We start from the raw sequence: 23,716 nt of genomic DNA on the forward strand, positions 1-23,716 counted from the left end.
ATGATGAACATATTAAAGGATAACAAACAACTATCACTCGTCTCTCTGAAAGAGAAGGTACAGGAAGAAACGAAGGCAATTTATGCTGTGGAGAAGTTCAACTTGTGGTACGGCGAGAATCAGGCGCTTTATGGAATAGACATGACTATACCCATGAATAAAGTTACGGCGATCATAGGACCATCAGGCTGTGGCAAATCGACATTCATAAAAGCCTTGAACCGAATGGTCGAACTGGTTCCATCCGTCCGGATGAATGGAACTGTGAAATACGATGGCGAAAATATTTTCAGTCCGAAATATAAAGTTGAAGAATTGAGGACGAACACAGGGATGGTATTTCAACATCCAAATCCTTTTCCGAAATCGATTTACGAAAACGTAGTCTACGGTCCCAGAACACACGGAATCAAAAAGAAAAAAATCCTGGAGGAGATTGCGGAGAAGAGTCTGAAGGAAGCCGCCCTTTGGGACGAAGTGAAAGATCGGCTGGATGAGAATGCCTTCGGATTATCCGGCGGTCAGCAGCAGCGTCTCTGCATTGCCAGATGTCTCGCTATTGAACCCGAGGTCATTCTGATGGACGAACCGACCTCTGCCCTGGACCCTGTTTCTACCGGGAAGATTGAAGAACTCGTCCAGAATCTTAAGAAACGCTACAGTATTGTCATCATTACGCACAATATGCAGCAGGCAGCGAGAATTTCGGATAAAACGGCGTTTTTTCTGGACGGTCAGGTCGTCGAACATGCCGACACAACTACCCTCTTCTCCCACCCTGAAGATAAGCGCACGGAAGATTATATTACCGGCCGCTTCGGCTGATTCAACATTCCGCCACGCCTCTGAGCTTAGGTGGAAGCATACAGTACCCCGCTTTACGCTTACTGATCATTAAGAAAAGCATGAATTTCATTCCGGCCGGGCATCCCTTCCTGTGCCCCGAACTTCTGGATCGAGAGGGCGGAAGCAGCGTTCGCGAATTTTACTGCCGAAGTCATCGATTCGTTTTCGGCGAGTGCGACGGCCAGGGCCCCGTTGAACGTATCGCCCGCACCTGTCGTATCGATGGGAGTCACAGGGTAGGACGGCACAGTGACGGATTCGCCATTTTCACTGTAGGACACCCCGGCTTCGCCTTTAGTGATAACCAGCTTATCCGCCAGATCCCCGCTTATTTCCGCTTCGCTGAACAGCTGTGCCGCTTCGCTTTCGTTCGGTGTAATGTAGTCCGCCTTCTTCCAATAGTCATCAGGAAGATCACGTGCCGGTGCCGGATTCACAATCACCGGGACGTCGTGTTTTTCGCACACTTCCAGACAATACATGACGGTCTCCAGAGGAATTTCGAACTGTAACAGTACGATGTCACTGGAGGCAATCTTTTTCTCAAACTGCCGGACGTAGTCCCGGGACACCTCATTGTTCGCTCCCGGTACGATCGTAATCCGGTTATCGTTATTGGATACGATGATATTCGCCACTCCCGTATGGACCCCGTCCGTTTTTTCGACGGCAGCCGTGTTGATCGACTCTTTCTCCAGGACCCGCAGCATATCCTCGCCGTGAGCGTCCTTACCCACTCTTCCGATCATGGAGACCTCTGCTCCAAGGCGGGCTGCAGCTATCGCCTGATTGGCGCCTTTCCCTCCGGATTTAATATGGAACTCATCTCCGAGCACCGTCTCTCCCTGATCAGGAACGACAGTGGTCTTCGTTATCATATCAACATTAATACTGCCGATCACCGTTACAGCCGGTCGCTTCATCCGGCACCACTCCTTTCTACGTTTGCCGGGTCATGACTTCAATCGCTATAGGAAGCGAGCGCCTTCCGGAACAATTCCCAGAACTTATCTGCATCAAGACTATAGGCAAAATTCACGTTCGGCTCCCTTCCCGTGACCGCCAGCGTATCGACGGCGGTCATGCCGTACGTAAATTCTCCCTTTGTTTCTATATCTACCCGTACATGACGCATGTCAAAAATAGATTCATCTATCAAATAGGCTACGGTGCAGGCATCATGGATCGGCGCTCCATCGAATCCGAACACTTCTTTATACGTCTTCGCAAAGAACTTCAGCAGTTCGACGACAAACCCGGATACCGGATTGCCGATCCCGTCCAGTTCCTTCGTCACGCTGTCAGTGGCCACGGCCTGATGGGTCACATCGAGCCCGAACATGGCAATAGGTACGCCGCTTTCAAATACGACTTTCGCCGCTTCCGCATCCACGTAAATATTGAACTCCGCCGCCGGTGTCCAGTTTCCGAATGTTCCGCCGCCCATCAGGACGATTTCTTTGATCTTCGGCACAATCCGGGGATTTTTGACCATCGCCATCGCTATGTTGGTAAGCGGCCCTGTCGGCACCAGAGTAATGTCCCCGTCCGACGCCATTATTTTTTCGATGATGAGATCCACCGCATGGGTCTCCACAATCTGCTTCTCGGGCACCTCCGGTAAAATCGGCCCGTCCAGGCCGCTGTCTCCGTGAATCGCCTCCGCGATTTCGCGTTCTTTCACCATCGGACGCTCCGCCCCTTGAGCGACCGGAATATCATCCAACCCTAAAATATCACAGACCTTCAGTGCGTTCAGCGTATTCTTCTCGACTTCCACATTCCCCGCTACCGTCGTAATCGCTTCGATTTTCAGATTGCTTATGCCGGAAGCCGCCAGAATGATCGCCATCGCGTCATCGTGCCCGGGGTCACAGTCCAGTATCACTTTTTTATTTTTTTCCATTATGTACTCCTCCTTCAGGAACTGTATTAAATAAACATGCCTGCGATAGCCGCATTCAGTAATGAAGCGAGCGTGCCACCGATCATCGCCCGTAACCCGAGCCTCGATACGTCGTTTCTCCTCTCCGGAGCAAGAGAACCGAGCGCCCCGATCTGGATGGCGATAGACCCGAAGTTCGCAAACCCTGCCAGGGCGAAACTGAGTATCATCGCGGTTTTGGCGGAAAAGCTGTCAATGACTTCTCCGAGCCCGGCAAAAGCGACGAATTCGTTGATGACCACCTTCTGCCCGATGAACTGAGCAGCCCTCACTGCTTCCTCCCACGGTACTCCGATCAAGAAAGCGATGGGAGACAGAATGACACCTAAAATCAATTCGAGCGTCAGGTCTTCCATACCGAACAGACCACCTACGGCGCCGAACAAACCGTTGATCAGAGCGATCAGCGACACGAAAGCCAGCAGCATCCCCGCAATCTCAAGGACCATTTTCACACCGGTCGAAGCTCCGCTTGCGGCAGCATCGATGATGTTGGCCGGTTTTTCGTCTTCCGCCATATCGATATTGATTTCTTCCGCCGGTCCTTCCGCTATACTCTTCCTCACTTCGGCAGGAAGAGGGAAAATCATTTTAGCTATCAGAAGACTCGAAGGTGCCGCCATGAAACTTGCGGCTAACAGGTACTCCAGAGGAATACCGAGGAGAGAATAACCGACGAGAATAGAACCGGATACAGAACCCATTCCTCCGACCATAATAGCAAACAATTCCGACTCGTTCATTTTTTTGATGAACGGACGTACAACCAGCGGCGCCTCCGTGTGCCCGACGAATATATTCGCTGCGGCCGCCAGCGACTCCGGCCGGGTCGTCTGCAGCAGTCTGGACAGACCGCCGCCGAGGGTTTTAATGATCCACTGCATAATTCCGAGGTAATAAAGAATCGAAATCATGGACGAGAAAAATATGATGATCGTAAGCACCTGAAAAGCGAAAATATTCCCGTCCCCGGCTACCAGCGGTCCGAACAGGAAGGAAATACCTTCACTCGCATATCCGATGACGTTTTGAACGAGGTTCGATAACCCTTCCAGTGCTGCCCGTCCGGTCGTCGATTTCAGCGTCAGAAAGGCGAACGTTATTTGAATCAGAAGAGCCAGACCAATGGTCCGCAAATGGATCTCTTTTTTCTTCACGCTCAGCAGAAATGCAATTCCGAGAACGGTGGCTATACCTAACAGCCCCCACAAAATATTTATCAATTGAAACACCCCTTCAATGTAACCGGTTACAACTAACGCCACACTAAAGACACCACGTTGGTCAGTCACCGGAACCGTTGATTTTTTAGAATTATTTAAATGATAGCGCATAACAAACAAAAGTTCAATAAAAAAACAATTGTTTTAAAAAGGGGAATCGAATCCACTCAAGGGGATGCGCAGATGTAAAAGAATAGAAAAAATTCCAGTGTACTGATACGATATTCAGTAACGAAAGTAAAAAGACCGAATATTGCGGACCGGGAAAGGGGCACCCTCATGATTATTTATGAATCTACCAAAACAGACTTCGTCTCTGACGTAATCAATGAAGAACTCGTGGAACGCCTGTACCATTCCTACCAGGAAAAGATCGGCCGGACCTCCAAACAGGAAATCAAATCGTGGGAGAACTCGCTTCAGCGCATGTCGAACGTCATGCAGGATGAGGAGATACCGGAAGATGCATCTGTCGCTATTGAATTCAATATCCCCAACACCTCAAAACGGGTCGACTTTCTTATATCCGGAAACAACGGCGACCAGGATCATGTCATCATCATTGAATTGAAACAGTGGTCGGAGGTGGAGAAGGTTGAGGAGCAGGATGCTATCGTTTCCACTTACATAGGCGGAGGGAAACGACCTCTCCCGCACCCTTCCTATCAGGCGTGGTCCTACTCTGCTCTCATTGAAGATTTTAATGAAAACGTCCAGGAGAAACATATTTCCCTCAATCCCTGTGCCTACCTGCATAACTACCGGAAAGAAGCGGACGATCCCCTGACGGATGCTCACTACCAGGAACATTTGGACAGAGCCCCCGTGTTTACGAAAGGGGAAATCAGTAAGCTGCGCTCCTTCATCAAGAAATACGTTGTACACGGCGACAACCGTCATCTGATCTATGAAATAGAACATGGCAGGATCCGTCCTTCCAGGTCTCTTCAGGATTCCTTAAGCAGTATGCTGGAGGGCAACGAGGAATTCCGGATGATCGATGAACAGAAGGTTTTTTACGAACAGGCTTACCAGCTGGCTCTCGAAGGCGTGCACTCGGAACAGAAACACGTTATGGCGATCGAAGGAGGTCCCGGTACCGGCAAATCAGTTATGGCCGTTCATCTGTTGGTGAATTTGATCAATCAGGGGCTGAATGTACTGTACGTCTCCAAAAACTCTGCGCCCCGTACCGTATACGCCTCCCGGCTTCAGGGAACGATGAAGAAGACACATATAAACAATCTGTTCAAAGGTTCCGGCAGTTTCACAACATCCGAACCGAATGAATTCGACGTCATCGTGGTTGATGAAGCGCACCGGCTTAATGAGAAGTCCGGATTCTACGGCAACCAGGGAGAAAATCAGGTGAAAGAACTGATCAACGCCGCCAAATTCACTATGTTCTTCATTGACGAAAAGCAGCGGGTTACGCTTAAGGATATCGGAAGCATGGGACTGATTGAGCAGTATACAAAAGAATCGGGTGCCGAACTGATTACGGGGAAACTGGCTTCCCAGTTCCGATGTGACGGATCGGAAGCCTATATCGCCTGGCTAGAGGACACTCTCGGCATCCGTGAGACAGCCAATAAAAACGACTACGGGGTGGACTATGACTTCCGGGTGTACGAAGACCCGCACCGGATGCTGCGTCATATCGAGGAATTGAACAAAAGGAATAATAAATCACGCATGCTGGCCGGATACTGCTGGGAGTGGCCGGTGAAGCAGCGGAAAGATACGGAGTACAAGGATATTACGCTGCCCGAATATGATTTTGAAATGAGCTGGAATCTGTCGGACAGTATTTGGGCGATCGATCAGCAATCAGTCGCGGAAGCCGGATGTATTCATACCTCCCAGGGGCTGGAGTTTGATTATGTGGGGGTGATCATCGGTCCCGACCTTTATTTCGAAAACGGAGAAGTGAAGACGGATTACACGAAACGGGCCAAATCGGATCAGTCCCTGCGCGGCATTAAAAAAATGGCTAAAGAAAACCCGATCAAAGCACAGCAGGTAGCTGATGACATTATCCGGAACACGTACCGTACGCTTATGACGCGGGGCCAGAAAGGCTGCTTCATTTTCTGCACCGATCCCGAATTGAATGCATACTTTCAGGAACGGCTCAGAAAAGCGACTGTTTATGAAAACCTCTCACCCGGAGAATATTCGAAAGTTGCGGAAAGAAATGATGAGTATGGAAATTAAAATATAAGAGCGACTTTCTACAGCAGGGCTTTTATTTTGTGAGTCAAACGTTTATCGGTACAGTAGAAGGCACCGGAGCGGCTCAGAGGATACTTTCCATCTGTATTGCCGAGTTCCAGGTTCGGTCTCCCGGATAAAGCTTTGTCTACACTGAAAGCGGAGATTGACTTACGAAGAGCTATTGGAGGGGTAACATTGGATTTAGCAATGACAATCATTGCATTACTTCTTATAGGAGTTTTCTTATACATATACCGTAAGCCTCTATTCACCGACAAAGATAATATAATGTGCTTATAGCAGTATTTGTATTTTTGCCACTCGTGATTATAACTATTTTAGGGGCAGCTTTATTCAATTAACTCTCAGACGTGTTAGAAAAAATGATTCACGAAATGAACTGCGACTTTTGAGGAGGACACGCTATGACAGGAAAAAACAAAATCATTATAGGCCTTGTGATTGGGATAGCTTTATTTTTAGGGGTCCAATTAGGGATGGCTCTATCAGATAATATTTTCGTTGTGTTGGGAATAATGCTTCTTATCGGGTTGATTGCTCGGGTTGCTGCCCAGGCTATAATTAAGAAAATAAATCAAAACAAGAACGGGTGAATTGAACTGTGACCTATAATAGACATTTTAATAAAGAGCGCCAAACTGTTATAGGATGATCTCGGGGCGCGTATGGTTCATGCCCTGCTAAGAATGAATCATACAATCAAGATGAGATCATTCCATCCTTCACGACAGAAAAATACTCTATTCAAAGCCTATACATTGAGGGAAGTGATGTGAAAGAGGAGTTTAAAAACTTGGCCCAGCTGGATTTAAGTTTTTTAGATGCACTTATCTTAAACCGGAATCTCAGTGACAAATTTGATGAGATTTTATTACAGGAAATATCCAGGAGAGAGCTTCAGTGTAGTATATATATCAGATTTCCTGAAGTAGTAAAAGCTCCTTCTGCTACACAAAATCTCTCCTGGTACCCGTTCGGGAAAGTTATGGACCTAAAAACAACTTTTTTCGTTTACGTAGCATAAAACAATATTAATCTTTATAGCGGAGTATACCCTTTATAATTTTTAAGTGTCTACTTTAGAGAGAACATGTCATTCAGGTTCGGCTCTTTCGGTGAATTTTATTATTCATTAAAAAATCAGCTGTTCTAATTCTCTTGGGTATTCCGTAATAATTTCAGTTCCATCCTCTCTCAACACGACCGTATCTGAATGCCTGAAACCTCCCACGCCAGGTACGTAAATCCCAGGCTCTATACAGAACACCATCCCCGCTTTCAGTTCCAGGTCATTATCGAATCGGAGATATGGTTCTTCATGCTGTCCTATGCCGATACCGTGTCCTGTTCTATGTGAGACGTATTTTTCTAAACCAGCTTCGCGGATCACTCGTAAAGCTGCTTCATCCACCTCTTTAGCAGTGACGCCGACTTTAATGAAGTCGAGAGCCGCGTTGTGAGCCCGGAGCATGACATCGAACACTTCCTTTTGTTTTTCTGAAGGTTCACCGACAAAGTAAGTTCTTTCACACTCGGCACGGTAACCGTTCAGGCCGACCTGTCTGCTGTGTATAATGATGTCTCCTTCTTCCAATTTTCTCGTATTTGAAAAAACGTGAGGCATATTCGTACGTTCTATGCCGGATGGAGACATGACAAAGTAGTCTAATGTCGAATTTGTAAACTTCTTAGAAATTTCATCGAACAGAAATTGATTTCCAAAATAATCAATGTCGACCTCAGAAGCTTTGATGGATGAATTCTCCAAAGTATTCTTTAAAGCACCACTGACCAGGTCACCGGATGTTTTGATCGCTTCAATTTCTTCTTCTGATTTAATCGATCTTAAATCGACTACGTCCTGTTGTATATCTTCGATTTCAAACCTTTGGCTCTGAAGACTCATAGTGAAGTCAGTCGGTAATGACCCATATTCAATTCCTATTTTACTGTGGTTGTTCAGTTTCGAGAGCACATCATTAAATAACGCTTTATAATCCGTGCTTTCCCCACTACTGTTTCTCACTTCCTGGTAAATATAAAGTGAATCAACATCCGTTTTTTCTTTGGCGTGATTTTCTTCTACTTTAGGTATGATTAAGCTTTGTTTATTTTCTTCCACGACCAGGATAATCGGTCTGGAGTAAGTGATTGCTTTTAACCCGCTGAAATAATACTGATTCTCAAAGTTGAATATAATCGCTGCATCCAAATTACGGGCTTTCAGAACTTCTCTTAAACGCGCCACCCTTTGTGATGTATTCATTACTCCGTCCCTTCTTTCCTACTACTGTTTTTTTTATACGTGAATAGCGTAACAACAATAAGTACGATAATCGCTACCGGTACAGAAACAATGACAGAATTTATACCTGTAGATTCTACATAGAAAAACTCCCAGAACAGTGTAACGATCAGTCCGGTTATCATAGAACTTAACCCCGCCGATTTAGTAACCTGCGGGAACAGGAATACTGCCAGCAATGCCGGAGTGATACCTGCCCCGTATACTGTGTAAGCATACATTTGTACTGAAAGAACTGTCGGGAAATACATAGTCAGTAAGAAGGCGATGACACCTAATACAGGGATAAGCACTCTTGTATAAACTAATTTTTGATGATCATTTATATCCTTTTTTATGTATTTCGCAAAGAAATCGTAAATCACGCTTGTTGCTGCAGATAAAAGATACGAGTTTCCTGTTGTTACGATGAAAGCTGTCAATGCGGCGATCAGAACGCCACCTACAGCTATAGGCAGGACACTTGTTAAAGCGATGACTGCCATTCCGGGATCAATGTCCGGGAAAAGGGAGCGTGAAATGAAAGCAAGAAGAGAAATAGTCGGTGTGGCAATAATAAGACCGATAATCCAACCTGCTGTTCCGCGTTTTGTAGTTTTATCATTATTTGAGGCAGTGATACGCTGATAGATATTCTGATCACCGAGTAATAAGAATAATGTTGGTAAATAATAGCCCATCAATTGCAGGAAGCTCAATCCACCTGTAAAAGAAGTGTGGCTTTCCGGGACATTCGCTATAATCTGGTCCCAGCCTCCGCCGACAGAGATAGCAAGAGGGACTGCGACAACCAGTCCAATGATAACCATAAAAGCACTGACTGCGTCTGTTGGAGCGACGGACATCAACCCGCCGATACACGCCAGGAAAATGATGATAACTGCACCAATAATGGTACCCGTCTCAGGAGTAATTCCTGTGGACACACTTAAAATAAAGCCGAGACCCTGGAATTGATAAGAAACAATACCGACAAATGCCAAAATTATAATGATAGCTGCAAGCAGACTTGACCATCTTCCATATTTAATCTCCAATATCTCTGCAACGGTGTGTTTTCCGTAATGCTTAATTTTAGATGAAATGAGAAAAATCGTCAGTATTCCGAGCAATGACGGAATAGTACTCATTAGAGCTGGCCAAATACCAAAGGAATAAGCCATGGAATTCTGTCCACCTGTGACAGAACCGCTCCCTACCCACGTAGCTAGCAAAGTTCCCATCAGAACAATCGGACCAAGTGATTTCCCTGCGAGTATGAAGTCATCACTCGTATTGATTTTCTTAGAATAATACACGCCGAGTAATAGCATAAAAATGCCGTAACCGACGACAAACCAAATTAACATTGGCTGATTTGTCAGTTCCATAAACGTAACCCCTTTTAAAATTAATAAACTCACTTACCGAGGTTAACAAAATAAGAAAACGGATACAATTCCATAAAAGTTAATTATTGAATAGGTTACTCTCTTCAAGGGGCCACGTAGCTGGGTATTTACTATCCGATTTCAAACGAAAACTCCCCCTAAAGTAGATTACTTTAGGGGGAGTCCATCGCTCTTCTCCTGAGATTATTTCATCTGTGTGCGTCCACTCTCAAGAGTATTCATAATCATCTTGCCGACTTCGTGGTTATCATGAAGGCCACTGAAGGCATCGGACTGCGGCCCGTAGCCGTACACGTTCACGTCTTCCCCGGTGTGGCCGTCCGTCGTCCATCCGGTACCGGAGCGGAGGTCAAAAATCTTTTCGATTGCGTCATCGATCTCCTCCGTTTCTCCATCAGCCGCTTCCTCTACGGAGTCGATTTCCTCCTCTGTAAAGGATAGATCCACGTACTTATTCAGCGTTTCCTCAGCGTCCTCACCATCAGCAATGGCCGAGGCCATGAAGTCCGGCGTTCGTTTCGCCGCTTTCAGCGGTTCCGGATCCCATTTATATTCGCCGTCCCGGCCCATCGTCATGCCGCCGGTCGAATGATCGGCTGTCGTTACGACGAGCGTATGTTTATCCTTTTTGGCGTAAGCGATCGCTTCCTCGAAAGCTTTTTCGAAGTCTTCCATCTCGCTCATCGCAGCCACCACGTCATTGTCGTGTCCGGCCCAGTCAATCTGACTGCCTTCTACCATCAGGAAGAAACCGTCTTTTTCTTTACTGAGTCTGTCGAGGGCGCTCGACGTCATCTCCTCGAGAGAAGGAGTGTCCTCGTCCCGGTCGATCATTTTGTCCATTCCTTCGGGAGCGAACAGACCGAGAATCTGCTCGTTATCATCCGACATCATCTCGTCACGGGAGGTTACGTAGCTGTAGCCGTCGTCCTGGAATTCCTGTGCCAGATTACGGTCTTCCCGCTCAAAGTAATCCGTCCCTCCACCTAAAAGGACGTCTACTTTGTGCTCTCCGTCAATCATTTCATCGTAATAATCGTCGGCGATTTCATCATAGTTTTTCCGGGATTCGTTGTGGGTTCCGAACGATGCAGGGGTGGCGTGGTTCACGTGGGACGTGGAGACCAGGCCGGTCGATTTCCCTTCCTCCTTTGCGATTTCGAGAGCCGTCTTCACTCTTTCTTTTTCAACGTCCACACCTATGGCGCCGTTATATGTCTTTACTCCGGCTGCCATCGTAGTCGCCGCTGCCGCCGAATCCGTCACGCTTTCTTCCTCATCCCAGGAATATGTTTCCTGCATACCGATCAGATAATCATCAAAAGCCGTATCTTCTGTGTAAGGAGAATCCGGTCGATCCTGGAAATAGCGGTAGGCGGACGTATACTGCGACCCCATTCCGTCCCCGATCAGAAAGATGACGTTTTTGATTTTAGCATTCGATTTATCCCCGGGATCTGCCTGAGCCGAATCCTCTGTAGACGTCACAAGAGCGAAGCCGCCGAAGGCTAATCCCGATACCAGCACAAGCGGAGCCAGTTTCTTCATCATCGTTTTGTAGAGCACGTACATTCCTCCCTATACTTATTAACGAGTCATCCGGAATGATACAGGCACACTGTAAAAGCCGATTGAAGCTGCTGTTAAGAAAACGTAAAACTTTTTGAAACCGCATTCATAAACTTTCAAAAAAATAATTCTCGTTCCGGAGACCGGCTACCATTAGCGTAAAGTGAGCAATTACGTCTGTCAAGTTATTATTCTGACTGTTCAGATAACTATACAGGATAAAATTACGGTACGGGGACACCTTATAATAGAAAGATGTCCCGCCCCTGATTCAGCGGTACCAAAAGAAATGTTTCTCTTCCCGCTTTGCAAAATCGTAACGGAAGTCTCACTCGTACGGATAGCTGATAAGAGCCAGCCGTGGACCAATGAAAGAAAACGGACTGTAAGACGTTTCTCTATAATAAACAGCTTATTTTCTCTTCGTGACGGAGAGTATGATAAATAATGATTTACAACCGGAGGGAAGCGTTATATATTATAGTTTTGCATCAGCAATTGATGGTTTGGATAAAGAAAGGATGAGAACTATGGCCACTGCACTGGCGACCGGCCTGTTGAGTGGAATTTGGACATATATAGCACCTCTGTTCGGCCTGCTGATCTGGGCAGGATTCGCCGGATGCACCACTTTTTTCGCGGTAGGGACAGGGAGGTGGCGGGCGCTTACCACTGCCACCATCACGAACGTAACGGGAGTCGCCTGCGGCATGATCATTCTCGTGCTCGCCTCGGCTGCCGACTTTTCCGCCGGTATGGCAATACTGAGCGGTATCGTCACGACGATTATGGTACTGCTCGGCTCCGTAAAACCTATGAACTACACACCCGGGATCTTCGTCGGAGCCTTCTCCACTTTCGCTTCCGGCGGGGACTGGTTCGTCATCACGATGTCCCTGCTGTGCGGGGTCCTGCTCGGATTCTTCAGCGCGGAACTCGGTATGAAGTTTGCAGCGCTCTACCGGAAACTGACCCCCGGCAAAGCTCTGGCCGGGGATGAAAAGAAAAAAGCGAAGGCTTTGCGATAACGGGGAGAAATAAAAAATCATGCGGTACTCTTTTCCTATCAGCTCAAGCGCTGAGGGATGAATAGAGACTGCATGATTTTTTTCCTTCCATATCTATCACGAAAATTTTGGGTATGCCGGTGTTTCCTTCCTCTATGACGGGAATGGAAAAAATACGTGAGCATGACTTATCAGAAGGAGGTGTACTATGTTCTTCGATAACTGGAACGAGCTCTGGAATATACTATTAAAAGGAATCATCATCTACCCTTCCGTCATTCTCCTCCTCCGGCTTACAGGGAAAAGGACCCCGTCGAAGTTCAATATATTCGACTGGATCATCACAGTCGCTTTCGGTACGCTCGTGGGCTCTTTTTTAATAACGAAAGACATATCTCTTGCCGAAGGCTTCCTGGCACTCGGTCTGCTTAACCTGCTGCAGTTCCTCGTAACGTGGCTAAGCGTGAGGTCGAAAGCGTTCGCGAAGCTGGTCAAATCGCAACCGGTTCTGCTTTTTTACGAAGGAGAATTTTATCCGAAAGCTTTGCGGAAAACACGTATTGCCGAAGTCGAAGTTCTGCAGGTGGCGCGGCAGAACGGGATCGGCTCGCTCGCCCTCGTGGAAGCCGTCGTACTTGAGACGAACGGAGGGCTCTCCATCATTAAAAAAGTGGACGGTCATCCGGTGAACGTACTGGAAAATGTAAAGGTCTTAAAACAGTAGCACTCCGGCACACCGTGGTATGATAAGAATAAGAAAACGGTAAAAGGAGGCGGTAGGATGACGAAGCACAAGATCTACACTATGAGTGTTGCGAAAGTGTATCCCCACTACATCACAAAATCGGAGAAAAAGGGACGTTCCAAGGAAGAAGTCGATGAAATCATCCGATGGCTTACAGGGTACAGTCAGGAACAACTCGATGAACAGCTCGAACAGGGCATAGATTTCGAAACCTTCTTTGAAGAAGCTCCCGACCTTAACCCTTCGAGAAAAACGATTAGGGGCGTTATTTGCGGAGTACGTGTAGAGGAGATTGAAGAGCCGGTGATGCAGGAGATCCGCTACCTGGACAAGCTGGTGGATGAGCTGGCGAAAGGGAAAGCGATGGAGAAGATTTTGCGAGATTAGTCATATCCATAAAAAAAGTCCTGGAGGCGAGACCTTCAGGACTTTTTCAGCTATATCTTCTTTAGATGGCCGTGCGACCTCCTGTTACACGCTGGAGAGGTAACTCTTCTCCGCACTCGTCCGCCATTTTTTTGCACGTTTCATAGAAGCGGTCATAATCGATTTCGTGCATTTCATCAGTGTCTGTGGACTCGATGATGTATTTCGCGAACTGCCATGTCTCTTCTTTAATGTGACCATGATGAACGATCGCTATCTTATAAAGTCCTTCCAGCATTGCATCCATGACGGTGAGATCCTGCTTTCCGTACAGACGGATCTGATAGAAACCTTTGTACAGATAGTCGCGGAATTTCTTCGGTTCCATCATAAATCTGAGTTCATCATCCCGGTCTGCGTAGTAACGTACCGGGCGATGGACGCTTGCGAGTTCCGCCATCAGGGAACCGATACGGTTAATACAGTTTACGGCCGTATGAGGATCATTTATTCCCGGGGAAATAGCGCGAACCGCGATTTCCACCAGCTTCTGTATGGAAAACTCGATGTCCTGCACGTCCGTCCGCTCGTTTCCGACCAGAACGTAATCCGTGGCTGCTTCCACATCCGTCTCCTCTTCTGTCTCATTCTTTTCCCAGTAGTAAAACAAAGGGGCGCCTTTTTGAATGTAGTCACCGGTACGGAACACAGCTGCAAACAGAACGTCGTTATTTCTTGCATACGTCAGGAGACTCTTGATTTCTATCCCCTGCAGATAACCTGACTGTTTCGCTTTAATGATATAAGGTTCTTTCTCTTCCCATTTAGCGATTTCCTGTTCATCCCATTCCACGGCTTCTTTGTACTCTTTTTCCCGGAACGTATTCGCAATAAGAGCAGAAGCATCTCCTCGTATTTTACCGATCAGGCTGTTCACCTGAAGGAAACGGGAAGAGTGGTGGATGAACAGGATAAAGAAACCGAGACATATAATTGCGACCAGAACAGTGAAGAATGGCCCGAGGAATTCTTTTTTGCTGCTGCTTCCGAGCAGAAACAGGTTGATCAGTGTAAAGACGAACCCGAACGAGAAAACGCCGAGCACATGCTGGGTAATTCTGCTTTTCATAAAGTCCTGAAGTGTCCTCGGAGAAAATTGGGTGGTGTACGTCGTAAGCACGACCATAATAGTCGAGAAACTGATGGTCGTCATCGTCAGCATAGAAGTGATAAGTGACCCGTACATAGAGGAAGCTGTCGATTTACTCAGGAAAAAAGTGGCCGGAACGTTGTCGGTAATGACCGGCACGAGAAAAGTATCTATCGTGTTCGTAATCGTCACTACTACAAGCGCCAGCAGGCTGTAAACGGTAGGCAGGAACCAGAAGCTGTCCCGCATTTTCATCCAAAACTGCATTTTATTCATCATCAGAACTCCTTTTTTTGCATCTAACCTTACATTATACATACTTTTCGCAGTCACACCTACCAATTCCGGCTGTACACAAAAAATCACAGAGCATCAGTGGCTCTGTGATTTATAGAATTCAGGTATTCTTATTATTTTTCTCCACTCAATTCTACGAGAATCTTCGCCTGAGATTTATCGTTGCTCAAAGCTTCGAACCCTTTGTCTACAATATCATCGAGTTTAATCTCATCCGTAATTATTCCGCGAGGGTTTAACTGTCCGGTTCCTATAAGATCAATAGTTCGCTGGAATGTGCTCGGCGAATAAGCGATAGTTGAGGTCAGTTTCACACCACTTCCAGTTAACTGCATCGGGTTCCACTCAATAGCCTTAGAAAAAATAGACACAATCACCATTGTCCCTCTTGCCTTCGTTACGCTTATGGCCTGATTGAAGGTAGGTTCCACTCCGGCTACTTCAAAAGCTGTGTCTACTCCGTCCGACTCCAGTTCATGAACTGCTTCTACGGGATCTTTCTCTCCGGAATTGATAACGTCTGTCGCCCCGACCTCCGCCGCTTTCTGAAGACGCTTTTCAGAAAGGTCCAGAGCAATAATCCTTGTAGCTCCGGCAGCCTTCGCAGCCAGAATCGTAGCAAGGCCTATAGGTCCGACTCCAAACACAGCAACCGTATCACCGAACGACATATCTGCTTCTTTTATTGCCTGTACAGCTACTGCGGTTGGTTCTACGAGTGCTCCATCCTGCAAAGTCATGGACTCCGGTAAAAGATAAGCATTTTCTTCCGGAACGTTGGCATACTTCGTAAATCCTCCATCACCATGGAGGCCTATAAAACTGAACCCATCATAGATATCCACGTCTTCTGGTTTATCGCCGTGAGTCAACGTAGGATTTATTGCTACACGGTCCCCTTTTTTAACATTCTTTACATTCGCACCAACTTCCTCAACGACCCCGGCAAACTCGTGGCCCATAGTAAGAGGTGCCTGTTCTCCTGTAAGCTCATCTTTCTCTTCATTCGGTACGAAGACAGGACCTTCTTCATATTCATGAAGGTCACTTCCACAAATACCTGCCCAGCCGACCCGGACTTTCACTTCATCATCTTTAAGAGGTTTCTCTTCCCGCTCTTCTACACGCAAGTCTTTTTTTCCATACCATACTGCTGCTTTCATGGGTGATACTCCTCCTTTGAGAATAGTGAATGTCGGGAATAATCCCGATGTATATACAGTCTTCCCGCTAAGAACCATTATAATCTAAAAATTTAGATGATTATATGTGAAAAACCCGCCTTTCCTCCACGTCGTATAAACGCGAGGGAAAAGAGGCGGGTTTTACTATTGAATAGTTCAATCAGGCTTTATCTCCCGGCAGCTGATGGATCGTTTCGATAAGTACGTCCAGTTTTCCTTCGATGCGGTGCAGCAGATAAAATGTGACCGCAATCGGGAAACCGACGTCCGTCAGAAACTGTACCCCCATGTCCATAATGGTCCCTCCTACAGGAAAAGCCGCCTGTACGGCGGCTTCCCAGTTTTAGATTTGAATATCGTTGACGTTACGTTCTACAATGCGGGCCTGTTTCTTGGAAACGAGACCGCCGCCGGAGGACAAGAAACAGTCCTGGGCGATGATTTCGTCCATCGCAGCGTTGATAGCGACGGGATCCGCCGGCTCTGCCGGGGCGTCCAGAGAAACGGTTACGACTTTCTCTTCTTCATTAAGAAACTTCAATTCTAATTTCTTCATTTTCTACTTCCTCCTTAGTCCTGGATATGGACGATCGATGATTCATCGTCTCTTGTTACTTCGTAAAGCGGATACTGTTGCAGTGATTCAAGCTTTTCGGCAACGGCGTAAAGTGCTTCGGCCGTAGCTTCCGTGCGGACGTTACGGAATGATTTCGTTTTGTAGACCGGCTGGCCGAGTTCGTCCACTCCTGTTTCAAAATCCAGCTTCAGTGTCGAGTTGATTCGTTGTGTCATAAGAGCCATCAGCGTTTCCCCTCCTTTCACACCTATAATCGAAACGCTAGAGTATCCGGTGTCAGTTCTGCCAGATATTTTTTAAAAGAAAAAAGCCGCCCTCGCAGGACGACTCTTCTTACTGTTGCTGACTCTTTGTATTAAGCAGAGACTCATCTTCTCTCGTCACTTTGATGATGGGGTGCTGCTGTAAATCTTTCAGCTTAAGCACTACTTCGTAAAGTGACTGTGTCGGAGCATCCGTACGTACGTTCCGGAAAGATTTCGTTTTATACGTCGTCTTCCCTTCCGCGTCTCTTCCTGTACGGAACTGGATATTCAACGCTGAACCGGTGCGAGTTGTGATAACCGCCATATTCGACCCCTCCCTTCACCCTATAATCGAAAGAGAAGGGTAGTCCGGTGTCTGACAGTTCCTCATTGCAGAGAGACGACCAGTTTTCCGCGGGCGTGTCTCGTTTCTGTCTTTCTCAACGCATCCAGCGCCCGTTCAGATTCGTACACGTCTTCGAGGACAGGACGGAGGTTTCCTGCAAGAATGTCTTTAACAAGTGAGTTTACGGCGTTTGGAAAACTCAACTTGTGCTGCAGTTGATGAACCGTAACACGTCTTTCCGATTTAACATCGTCACCGGAAACCGTAATGACTTTTCCGCCCTCTCTTACCACCTCCGTACTATCTACCGTAGTACCCGGCTGGATAGCTGAAGCAGCGAGGAGAAGAGTACTTTAAAACTATCCTTCATTCCTTTCATCAATAAACGGCCGATGTTGTCCCGACTGCCAGTTCTAAACTTTTCCGGGGAGAAGTCGTTTTGTACGTCGTTCCCTTCCGCTTAACTTAATATTGATAGCCGCACCCGTGTGCATGCTCTTACCTGTCTGCAGTACCGAGCGTCATACCTCCGTCAACAGTGATCTCCGCTCCTGTACAGTAGGAACTGTCATCCGATGCCAGATAGGCGACGGCACGTGCAATTTCAGGAGGCTGACCGATCCGCCCGAGCGGAACCGACTCGTAAAAAGCAGGCACACCTTTTCCTTCTGTAGCCATTTCCGTTTCCACGCCTCCGGGGTGGATCATATTTATCCGTATCCCCTTTGGTCCCTGTTCGATAGCGGCCGCTTTCGACATGGCGACGACTGCCGCTTTCGTAGCTGCATAAGCAGAAGACTGACTGATAGGTGCGAATGCCGAAATCGATACGTTATTTACAATCGACCCCTTCCGCTGTTTTTCCATATGCGGAATTACCGCCTGCATCCCCATAAACACGCCAATCTGGTTCACCTGGATCATCCGCTCATATTCTTCCAAAGTGAGCTCTTCCAGCGGTTTGCGTATCAGCAGTCCTGCGTTATTGACGAGGGCGTCGATCCGTTCGTATTTATCCACTATGTAATCAACGGCGTCTCTCCAGTCTTCCTGCTTCGTAACATCGAGCCGGACAGGAAAAGCCCGTCCTGCACCGATTTCCTGAGCTTTCTTTTCTGCTTCTTTATAATCTCTTGCGCCGACGCCTACTATGGCGCCAAGGTCGGCAAGATGAACGGCAATCGCCAGCCCCTGCCCCCGGTTTCCTCCTGTGACGAGTACGACGTTGTCCGTTAAATCCGGCATCAGGACCCCTCCTTTTTAATTGGTACCCATTGTATCATCGACGCGGGGGCCTCCGGGATTATTTCATAATTACAAGTCGGTTTTTCTTCACTAAGTATATCTTCTCCTTACTACGCCAACAGCAATTTATTCCCGTAGTATTGTTTTACTGTTCTCCCTGAAAATCATATGTTTTTCTGCTGCTTACTTCGACTAAAAACGGATAAAATATAGTGATAACGACCAGTAAGAATAGAAAAGTGGTGGCAGGAAACGAACTGACAGATAAAGGTCTGGTTAGTTCGTTTTTTATTTTGTCTCCTATTGCAAATTTTATTTAATTCAAGCCCCTTTCTTTTACAATCACCCCGTCATCAACTATTATTTGCAGTATCTTCACCAGGAATGGATGTTCCTGTATTTTTTTCAAACAATTATGATAACGCTTTCTAAAAAGGAGACAATCACGATGACGAATCATTCCAACCATCAGGAAGCCGATTTATTCACACACGCTTTTAATCAGGATCCGTACCCTGCTTTCCATTCTCTCCAGCAGAACTCCCCTGTGCACCGGACCTTAATGCCGGACGGGCATTATGCCTGGATCGTAACCAGGTATGAGGATGCTGTGAATGTGCTGAAAGATCAGCGTTTTATTAAAGATTTCACCGTTTTTCTGGATGAAGAGAGTCGTGCCCAGGCGCATCAGAGTATTTTCTCCCGGAATATGCTTTTCGCCGATCCGCCGGACCACAAACGTCTGCGTGGCCTCGTGCAGCAGGCCTTTACGCCGCGAATAATCGAAGAGCTCCGTGGCAGAATTACAGAAATCGCGAACGAGCTTATCGACGATATGCAGGACCGTTCCCAGATCGATCTGATCGATGATTTCGCTTTCCCTCTTCCTATCATTGTTATATGTGAAATGCTCGGTGTACCGAGTGAGGACAGGGATAAATTCCGTACCTGGTCCAACACCCTCGTGGAAGCATCCAACGATCCGGAGAAAGCCGAAAAAGTGCAGCAGCATATGCAGGAATTCACCGCTTATCTTCAGGAGTGGATGGCCGACAGACAGGAAAACCCGCAGAACGACATGATCAGTAAGCTCATTCAGGCAGAGGAATCCGGAGACCGACTCTCCGAACAGGAGCTGTACGGCGTAGTGTCGCTGTTAATCATCGCCGGGCACGAAACGACGGTGAACCTTATCTCGAACGGTATGTATGCCTTAATGACTCATCCTGAACAGATGCGCAAGCTTCAGGAGCAGCCGGACCTCCTGCGCCCGGCCATCGAAGAAATGCTCCGTTTCGAAGGACCGGTTGAATTCAGTACCGACCGCTGGGCTTCTGAAACAGTCGAGCTGCAGGGGCAGACGATTCACAGAGGCGAGCATGTACTCGTAGCTCTTGATGCAGCCAACCGTGACCCGGAAGCATTTGAAGACCCGGACGTCTTCGATATCACACGCGGCCGGAGCAAGCACCTCGCTTTCGGAAAAGGCATGCACTTTTGCCTCGGAGCCCCGCTTGCCAGGGTGGAAGCCGAAGTCTCCCTGCAGACGCTGTTGGAACGTTTCCCTGACCTGCAGCTGAGTACAGACGTCTCCGATCTCGAGTGGCGTCCCGGCATATTGATGCGCGGGCTTATGGAACTTCCTGTCCGTCTGAAGTAAACTGTATGGACAGTATGTATAGGAGAAAAGGACTGTCGACTGAATCGTCGGCAGTCTTTTTCAATTTTCTATTTTTCTATAAAAGATGCCTTTTCAACAGAAGCGTTGAGTCCCGTATTAAAAAACAAGCATACCGTTATCATCATATTTAAAGTCTGGTCCCCAGGCAACCTCCCAATAATATCCATCCAGATCGGAAAAATACGCGTGGTGCCCGCCCCAAAAAACATCTTGAGGTTCTTTAACTATTTTCGCTCCAGCGTTTCTGGCTAAATCAATAACTCTTTCAACATCCTCCCTGTGTTCAACATTATATGCCAATGTTATCCCGGCAAAGCCATCTGCTATTTCGGGAGGTTCAACTTCACTAATATCTTTTGCTAGTGAGTGCAAAGGGAATAGCTCAAATTTTGTTCCAGGTGTATTAAAAAATACTACATCGGGATTATTACTTTTTTCGTTAGTCTGAAATCCAAGATCATCTCTGTAAAACTTCATCGATTTCTCCATATTTCGTACACCTAAGCAAATACACGTAACTTTATTCATCTTACATGCCTCCTTGAAATAAGATGTGATCGGGTTATGCAACAATGTAGCCCGTTTGCTGCATTGCACAACCCAGCTAGTCAATACAATTGTATCAAACTTTCTATAAATGATTGAACGTTTATTCAGAGCTGCATTCCTGCTATAACTTGATACAGACTATGAGCGTTACAGTGAATTTCTGTTTAGCAACCAAAATCTTAATTGGAGCTTTTAGTACCCAAAATTTGTTCAACGTTCAGAAAATCATGCATACTGCTTTGGTCCGTAAAATTCTTAATCTCCCTACAATTTCACGGGTTTTCATCATTAAAGTAACTTTTCCCATAAAAAAAGAGAGCAGCCGAAGTGGCTGCCCTTTTACCGTTCGCCTGTTTCTATATAGCGTAAGGATTCCTCCGCATTCATGTCATCAACCCTAAGATTTTCAAGGGTTCGTGTGTCCTGCATCAAACCGCGTTCGAGCGCCATCTCGATAATCGTCTCCCCATCATTGTACTCAACCCTGTCCGGGTTACGCTAATTCCATAAAAGGCCAGTGTGTTAGTAGCTATTAACAATGGAGTCTCAAAATCTAATGTATCCATATCCCCCCCTCCTCGTTTACGGCCCAAGGATTAATTGCTCGTATATTATTAAACTACCTTAATTGGTGTGTCTTTCACTATTTTGTAAACTGAAACAATAGATATCGTTGCTATTACGATAGATACCGCAAGAGAAATTGCGACGTGTGGTGCGGGAAAACTTACATTTAACAACCCCATAAATGGTTTTGGTGTCCCGAATTCCCATAATAAATCATTCAAAGACACCGTTATAAGTGCAACTACGATAGAAATAAACCCACCAGGACCACCATATCGATAAAAAGCTGTCCCTATTAACCATCCAACTGAGTAATAAATCATAACTGAAATAAAATACGTAATGCTCGTCAACAGCCAACTGTTCGGACCGAGTGATGATAACACCACATCTTTGAAAATATTTGTTTCAAATAGGCTTAACCCCCCAGATAAAATCGCAGTAACCCCTATTATTGTGATTGCTAAGCTAATTGCTGAAAAAAATGATCCTTGGAAGTATGATTTTCTAGAAACACCATGCTTTACAAACACTGGAAGAAATACAGTACTAGAAAGGATGCCACACACAAGCATAAAAATCGTTGCTGTGTGAAAGGTAAAGGTGAGTAGCGACATTGACTGTATTTCTGGTTCATTAAGAAACCAAACTAACGCAAAGTAAGCAATATAAACAATAGGCAAATACCAGGCAACCCACTTCATTTGAATTGAGTATAAATCAAAAGCTATTTTCTTCCCCGTTTCACTCATCTTTATTCCTCTCCTTTGTTAATTGAATAAATAAATCGTGCAGGGAAACGCTTCCTATTTCTAACCCTTTTTGTTTAATTTCTTCTTCTTTTTCTTTCGGTAGTTCCCCATATACCATTACCGATTTTGTACCACCCAGCTGTTGTTCACTTAACACTTGAAGACCACTGACTACTTGCTCGATGTCATCAATCGCCCCAGTAATGGAAAAGCCTTTTTGTAGTAAGGAACCCATGTCCTCTTTCACAATTAGTTTTCCTTTATCAATCATTAAAACTTCATCGAACAAGTATTCCATTTCTGACACTAAGTGAGTGGATAGTATGAAGAGTCTAGGATTACGTTCTTGTTCTTCTAATATTTCGTTATAGAAAACTTCACGGGTTGGAGCATCCATCCCTTGATAGGCCTCGTCGAAAATCGTAAGTGGCGTTCGATTGGCTAAACCAATAGTCACATTGAAAGCAGATTGCATACCTGTTGATAATTCCTTTAGTGGTTTATCTGTTGGCAATTGAAATAGTTCCACTAATTGCTCCGCATATTGCTGGTCGAATGTAGGGCGGTAGCGATTCGCCAGTTCAAAGAATTGTGGGATGGTGTCATATTCATCTTTATAATCTACTTGATGAACGAATGTTACTTTGGCCATTGCCCGTTCATTTTCAAAAATATTTTCCCCGTCTATTTTCAGATTTCCACTCGTTGACTTTTGGTATGCGGCTAAAAGAGATAATAAGCTTGTTTTACCGGCTCCATTCCGACCAATGAGACCGTAAATTTTTCCGTTTTCCAATGTAAAATCTATATTCGTTAATGCTTCAAAGTTTTTATAAGAAAAGCTTATCTGGTTTGCTTCTACTTTCACAGTCATTCTTTTTCACTTCCTTTCGCCTCTTCTATTATTTTCACAATCGCAGCATCCGATAGTTTCAATTTTTCAGCTTCTTTTAACATTGGTAAAACAAAATCTTCAGCAAAGGCGTTTCTTCGTTGTAATAATAATTTTTCTTTCGCCCCTTCCATTACGAACATTCCAACACCTCTTTTTTTGTAAATGATCTCTTCTTCCACAAGGAGATCGATTCCCTTCGAAACGGTAATGTGATTTATCTTGTAAAATTGAACGAGCTGATTCGTGGATGGAATTTGATCATGATTTTTTAATCGGTTATTTATAATTTGATCTTCAATCACTTCTTTAATTTGAATAAATATAGGCTTTTTATCATCAAAAGACGTACTCAAAGCTAGAGTCACCTCCTACTAACAAATTTCACGTTATATAGTCATATAGTTATATATATAACCATATATGAGTGTAAGCTTTAAATCAAGTATAAAAGACGATCAAATGGAACTTGATCGTCTTTTATACTCGTTTCTTTGTCCATATCACAATATTTTATTACTCTAAATTTCATACGGCTAAAACAATTGATTGAAGTTTGTAATGATTGGCGTTTTTGATACTAAGGGCCCTGGCCA

27 protein-coding genes are annotated in these 23,716 nt (G+C 45.8%); 8 read left to right on the forward strand and 19 right to left on the reverse strand.

What is annotated here, in order from left to right; all coding sequences use genetic code 11:
* The first annotated feature begins 3 nt into the window (after nt 1-3).
* Nucleotides 4-825: a phosphate ABC transporter ATP-binding protein PstB gene (gene pstB, locus BLU03_RS12450; protein WP_093108062.1), complete on the forward strand. Its 822-nt coding sequence runs from the start codon at nt 4-6 to the stop codon at nt 823-825.
* Between the two features lie 59 nt (nt 826-884).
* Here the strand turns inward: pstB and rbsK are convergent, their stop codons facing one another.
* From rbsK to BLU03_RS12465, 3 genes are read right to left on the reverse strand one after another with little or no spacing between them, the layout of a single operon-like run.
* Nucleotides 885-1,769 carry a ribokinase gene (gene rbsK / locus BLU03_RS12455; RefSeq protein WP_093108064.1) on the reverse strand — a complete coding sequence of 295 codons (885 nt, stop codon included), beginning with the start codon at nt 1,767-1,769 and terminating at the stop codon, nt 885-887.
* A gap of 38 nt (nt 1,770-1,807) precedes the next feature.
* Nucleotides 1,808-2,752 carry a nucleoside hydrolase gene (locus BLU03_RS12460; protein WP_093108066.1) on the reverse strand — a complete coding sequence of 315 codons (945 nt, stop codon included), beginning with the start codon at nt 2,750-2,752 and terminating at the stop codon, nt 1,808-1,810.
* Between the two features lie 26 nt (nt 2,753-2,778).
* On the reverse strand, nt 2,779-4,011 hold the full coding sequence (locus tag BLU03_RS12465) for a NupC/NupG family nucleoside CNT transporter (RefSeq protein WP_093108137.1): 1,233 nt from the start codon (nt 4,009-4,011) through the stop codon (nt 2,779-2,781).
* A gap of 282 nt (nt 4,012-4,293) precedes the next feature.
* On the opposite strand from BLU03_RS12465, the gene BLU03_RS12470 reads away from it, so the two are divergent.
* On the forward strand, nt 4,294-6,231 hold the full coding sequence (locus BLU03_RS12470) for a DUF2075 domain-containing protein (RefSeq protein ID WP_093108068.1): 1,938 nt from the start codon (nt 4,294-4,296) through the stop codon (nt 6,229-6,231).
* Between the two features lie 17 nt (nt 6,232-6,248).
* Here BLU03_RS12470 and BLU03_RS12475 read toward each other — a convergent pair whose 3' ends face one another.
* Complete coding sequence (locus BLU03_RS12475) at nt 6,249-6,449, reverse strand: hypothetical protein (protein ID WP_076572284.1); 201 nt, start codon at nt 6,447-6,449, stop codon at nt 6,249-6,251.
* A 207-nt stretch (nt 6,450-6,656) separates the two neighbouring features.
* Between BLU03_RS12475 and BLU03_RS12480 the strand changes: the two genes are divergently transcribed.
* Nucleotides 6,657-6,845, forward strand: coding sequence for a hypothetical protein (locus BLU03_RS12480; protein WP_093108070.1), 189 nt, complete (start codon nt 6,657-6,659; stop codon nt 6,843-6,845).
* A 200-nt stretch (nt 6,846-7,045) separates the two neighbouring features.
* A complete protein-coding gene (locus tag BLU03_RS12485; protein ID WP_093108072.1) occupies nt 7,046-7,276 on the forward strand; it encodes a hypothetical protein in 231 nt (76 codons plus the stop codon).
* Between the two features lie 108 nt (nt 7,277-7,384).
* Here the strand turns inward: BLU03_RS12485 and BLU03_RS12490 are convergent, their stop codons facing one another.
* The 3 genes from BLU03_RS12490 to BLU03_RS12500 all read right to left on the reverse strand — a co-directional run bounded on the left by BLU03_RS12490 (nt 7,385) and on the right by BLU03_RS12500 (nt 11,520).
* On the reverse strand, nt 7,385-8,518 hold the full coding sequence (locus BLU03_RS12490) for a M24 family metallopeptidase (protein WP_093108074.1): 1,134 nt from the start codon (nt 8,516-8,518) through the stop codon (nt 7,385-7,387).
* Entirely contained in the window at nt 8,518-9,927 is a 1,410-nt protein-coding gene (locus BLU03_RS12495) for a sodium:solute symporter family protein (protein WP_076572266.1), read from the reverse strand. The genes BLU03_RS12490 and BLU03_RS12495 overlap by 1 nt, the downstream gene beginning before the upstream one ends.
* A gap of 204 nt (nt 9,928-10,131) precedes the next feature.
* Nucleotides 10,132-11,520: an alkaline phosphatase gene (locus BLU03_RS12500; protein ID WP_176765475.1), complete on the reverse strand. Its 1,389-nt coding sequence runs from the start codon at nt 11,518-11,520 to the stop codon at nt 10,132-10,134.
* A gap of 527 nt (nt 11,521-12,047) precedes the next feature.
* Between BLU03_RS12500 and BLU03_RS12505 the strand changes: the two genes are divergently transcribed.
* From BLU03_RS12505 to BLU03_RS12515, 3 genes are all read left to right on the forward strand, one after another.
* Nucleotides 12,048-12,545: a DUF1097 domain-containing protein gene (locus BLU03_RS12505; protein ID WP_093108078.1), complete on the forward strand. Its 498-nt coding sequence runs from the start codon at nt 12,048-12,050 to the stop codon at nt 12,543-12,545.
* A 187-nt stretch (nt 12,546-12,732) separates the two neighbouring features.
* Nucleotides 12,733-13,248: a DUF421 domain-containing protein gene (locus BLU03_RS12510; protein WP_093108080.1), complete on the forward strand. Its 516-nt coding sequence runs from the start codon at nt 12,733-12,735 to the stop codon at nt 13,246-13,248.
* 57 nt (nt 13,249-13,305) lie between these two features.
* The gene (locus tag BLU03_RS12515; protein WP_093108082.1) at nt 13,306-13,656 is read left to right on the forward strand and encodes a DUF2200 domain-containing protein; all 351 of its coding nucleotides are present in this window, start codon (nt 13,306-13,308) and stop codon (nt 13,654-13,656) included.
* Between the two features lie 61 nt (nt 13,657-13,717).
* On the opposite strand, the gene BLU03_RS12520 is transcribed toward BLU03_RS12515, so the two are convergent.
* The 8 genes from BLU03_RS12520 to BLU03_RS12555 all read right to left on the reverse strand — a co-directional run bounded on the left by BLU03_RS12520 (nt 13,718) and on the right by BLU03_RS12555 (nt 18,679).
* Nucleotides 13,718-15,061 (reverse strand): DUF2254 domain-containing protein, encoded by a 1,344-nt coding sequence (locus tag BLU03_RS12520; RefSeq protein ID WP_093108084.1) that lies wholly within the window; start codon nt 15,059-15,061, stop codon nt 13,718-13,720.
* Between the two features lie 134 nt (nt 15,062-15,195).
* Nucleotides 15,196-16,245: a 2,3-butanediol dehydrogenase gene (locus BLU03_RS12525; protein WP_093108086.1), complete on the reverse strand. Its 1,050-nt coding sequence runs from the start codon at nt 16,243-16,245 to the stop codon at nt 15,196-15,198.
* Between the two features lie 181 nt (nt 16,246-16,426).
* Nucleotides 16,427-16,561 carry a YvrJ family protein gene (locus BLU03_RS12530; RefSeq protein WP_008592115.1) on the reverse strand — a complete coding sequence of 45 codons (135 nt, stop codon included), beginning with the start codon at nt 16,559-16,561 and terminating at the stop codon, nt 16,427-16,429.
* Nucleotides 16,562-16,609: 48 nt separating this feature from the next.
* Entirely contained in the window at nt 16,610-16,822 is a 213-nt protein-coding gene (locus BLU03_RS12535) for a DUF2922 domain-containing protein (protein ID WP_008592117.1), read from the reverse strand.
* A gap of 14 nt (nt 16,823-16,836) precedes the next feature.
* Complete coding sequence (locus tag BLU03_RS12540; protein ID WP_008592118.1) at nt 16,837-17,067, reverse strand: DUF1659 domain-containing protein; 231 nt, start codon at nt 17,065-17,067, stop codon at nt 16,837-16,839.
* Nucleotides 17,068-17,176: 109 nt separating this feature from the next.
* On the reverse strand, nt 17,177-17,413 hold the full coding sequence (locus BLU03_RS12545; RefSeq protein WP_093108088.1) for a DUF1659 domain-containing protein: 237 nt from the start codon (nt 17,411-17,413) through the stop codon (nt 17,177-17,179).
* Between the two features lie 62 nt (nt 17,414-17,475).
* The gene (locus BLU03_RS12550) at nt 17,476-17,760 is read right to left on the reverse strand and encodes a zinc-binding dehydrogenase (protein ID WP_093108090.1); all 285 of its coding nucleotides are present in this window, start codon (nt 17,758-17,760) and stop codon (nt 17,476-17,478) included.
* Nucleotides 17,761-17,932: 172 nt separating this feature from the next.
* Nucleotides 17,933-18,679, reverse strand: coding sequence for an SDR family NAD(P)-dependent oxidoreductase (locus BLU03_RS12555; RefSeq protein WP_093108092.1), 747 nt, complete (start codon nt 18,677-18,679; stop codon nt 17,933-17,935).
* A 448-nt stretch (nt 18,680-19,127) separates the two neighbouring features.
* Here BLU03_RS12555 and BLU03_RS12560 point away from each other — a divergent pair, with 448 nt between their 5' ends.
* Entirely contained in the window at nt 19,128-20,339 is a 1,212-nt protein-coding gene (locus tag BLU03_RS12560) for a cytochrome P450 family protein (RefSeq protein ID WP_093108094.1), read from the forward strand.
* A gap of 117 nt (nt 20,340-20,456) precedes the next feature.
* Here the strand turns inward: BLU03_RS12560 and BLU03_RS12565 are convergent, their stop codons facing one another.
* From BLU03_RS12565 to BLU03_RS12580, 4 genes are all read right to left on the reverse strand, one after another.
* Nucleotides 20,457-20,888: a VOC family protein gene (locus BLU03_RS12565; protein WP_093108096.1), complete on the reverse strand. Its 432-nt coding sequence runs from the start codon at nt 20,886-20,888 to the stop codon at nt 20,457-20,459.
* A 635-nt stretch (nt 20,889-21,523) separates the two neighbouring features.
* A complete protein-coding gene (locus BLU03_RS12570) occupies nt 21,524-22,228 on the reverse strand; it encodes a hypothetical protein (RefSeq protein ID WP_093108099.1) in 705 nt (234 codons plus the stop codon).
* Entirely contained in the window at nt 22,221-23,102 is an 882-nt protein-coding gene (locus tag BLU03_RS12575) for an ATP-binding cassette domain-containing protein (RefSeq protein WP_093108101.1), read from the reverse strand. Before BLU03_RS12575 ends, BLU03_RS12570 begins: the two co-directional genes overlap by 8 nt.
* A complete protein-coding gene (locus BLU03_RS12580) occupies nt 23,099-23,476 on the reverse strand; it encodes a GntR family transcriptional regulator (RefSeq protein WP_093108103.1) in 378 nt (125 codons plus the stop codon). The genes BLU03_RS12575 and BLU03_RS12580 overlap by 4 nt, the downstream gene beginning before the upstream one ends.
* Nucleotides 23,477-23,716: the final 240 nt, after the last annotated feature.

This window comes from Salimicrobium album (assembly GCF_900107115.1).
In the GTDB taxonomy this organism is placed as follows: Bacteria; Bacillota; Bacilli; order Bacillales; family Halobacillaceae; genus Salimicrobium; species Salimicrobium album.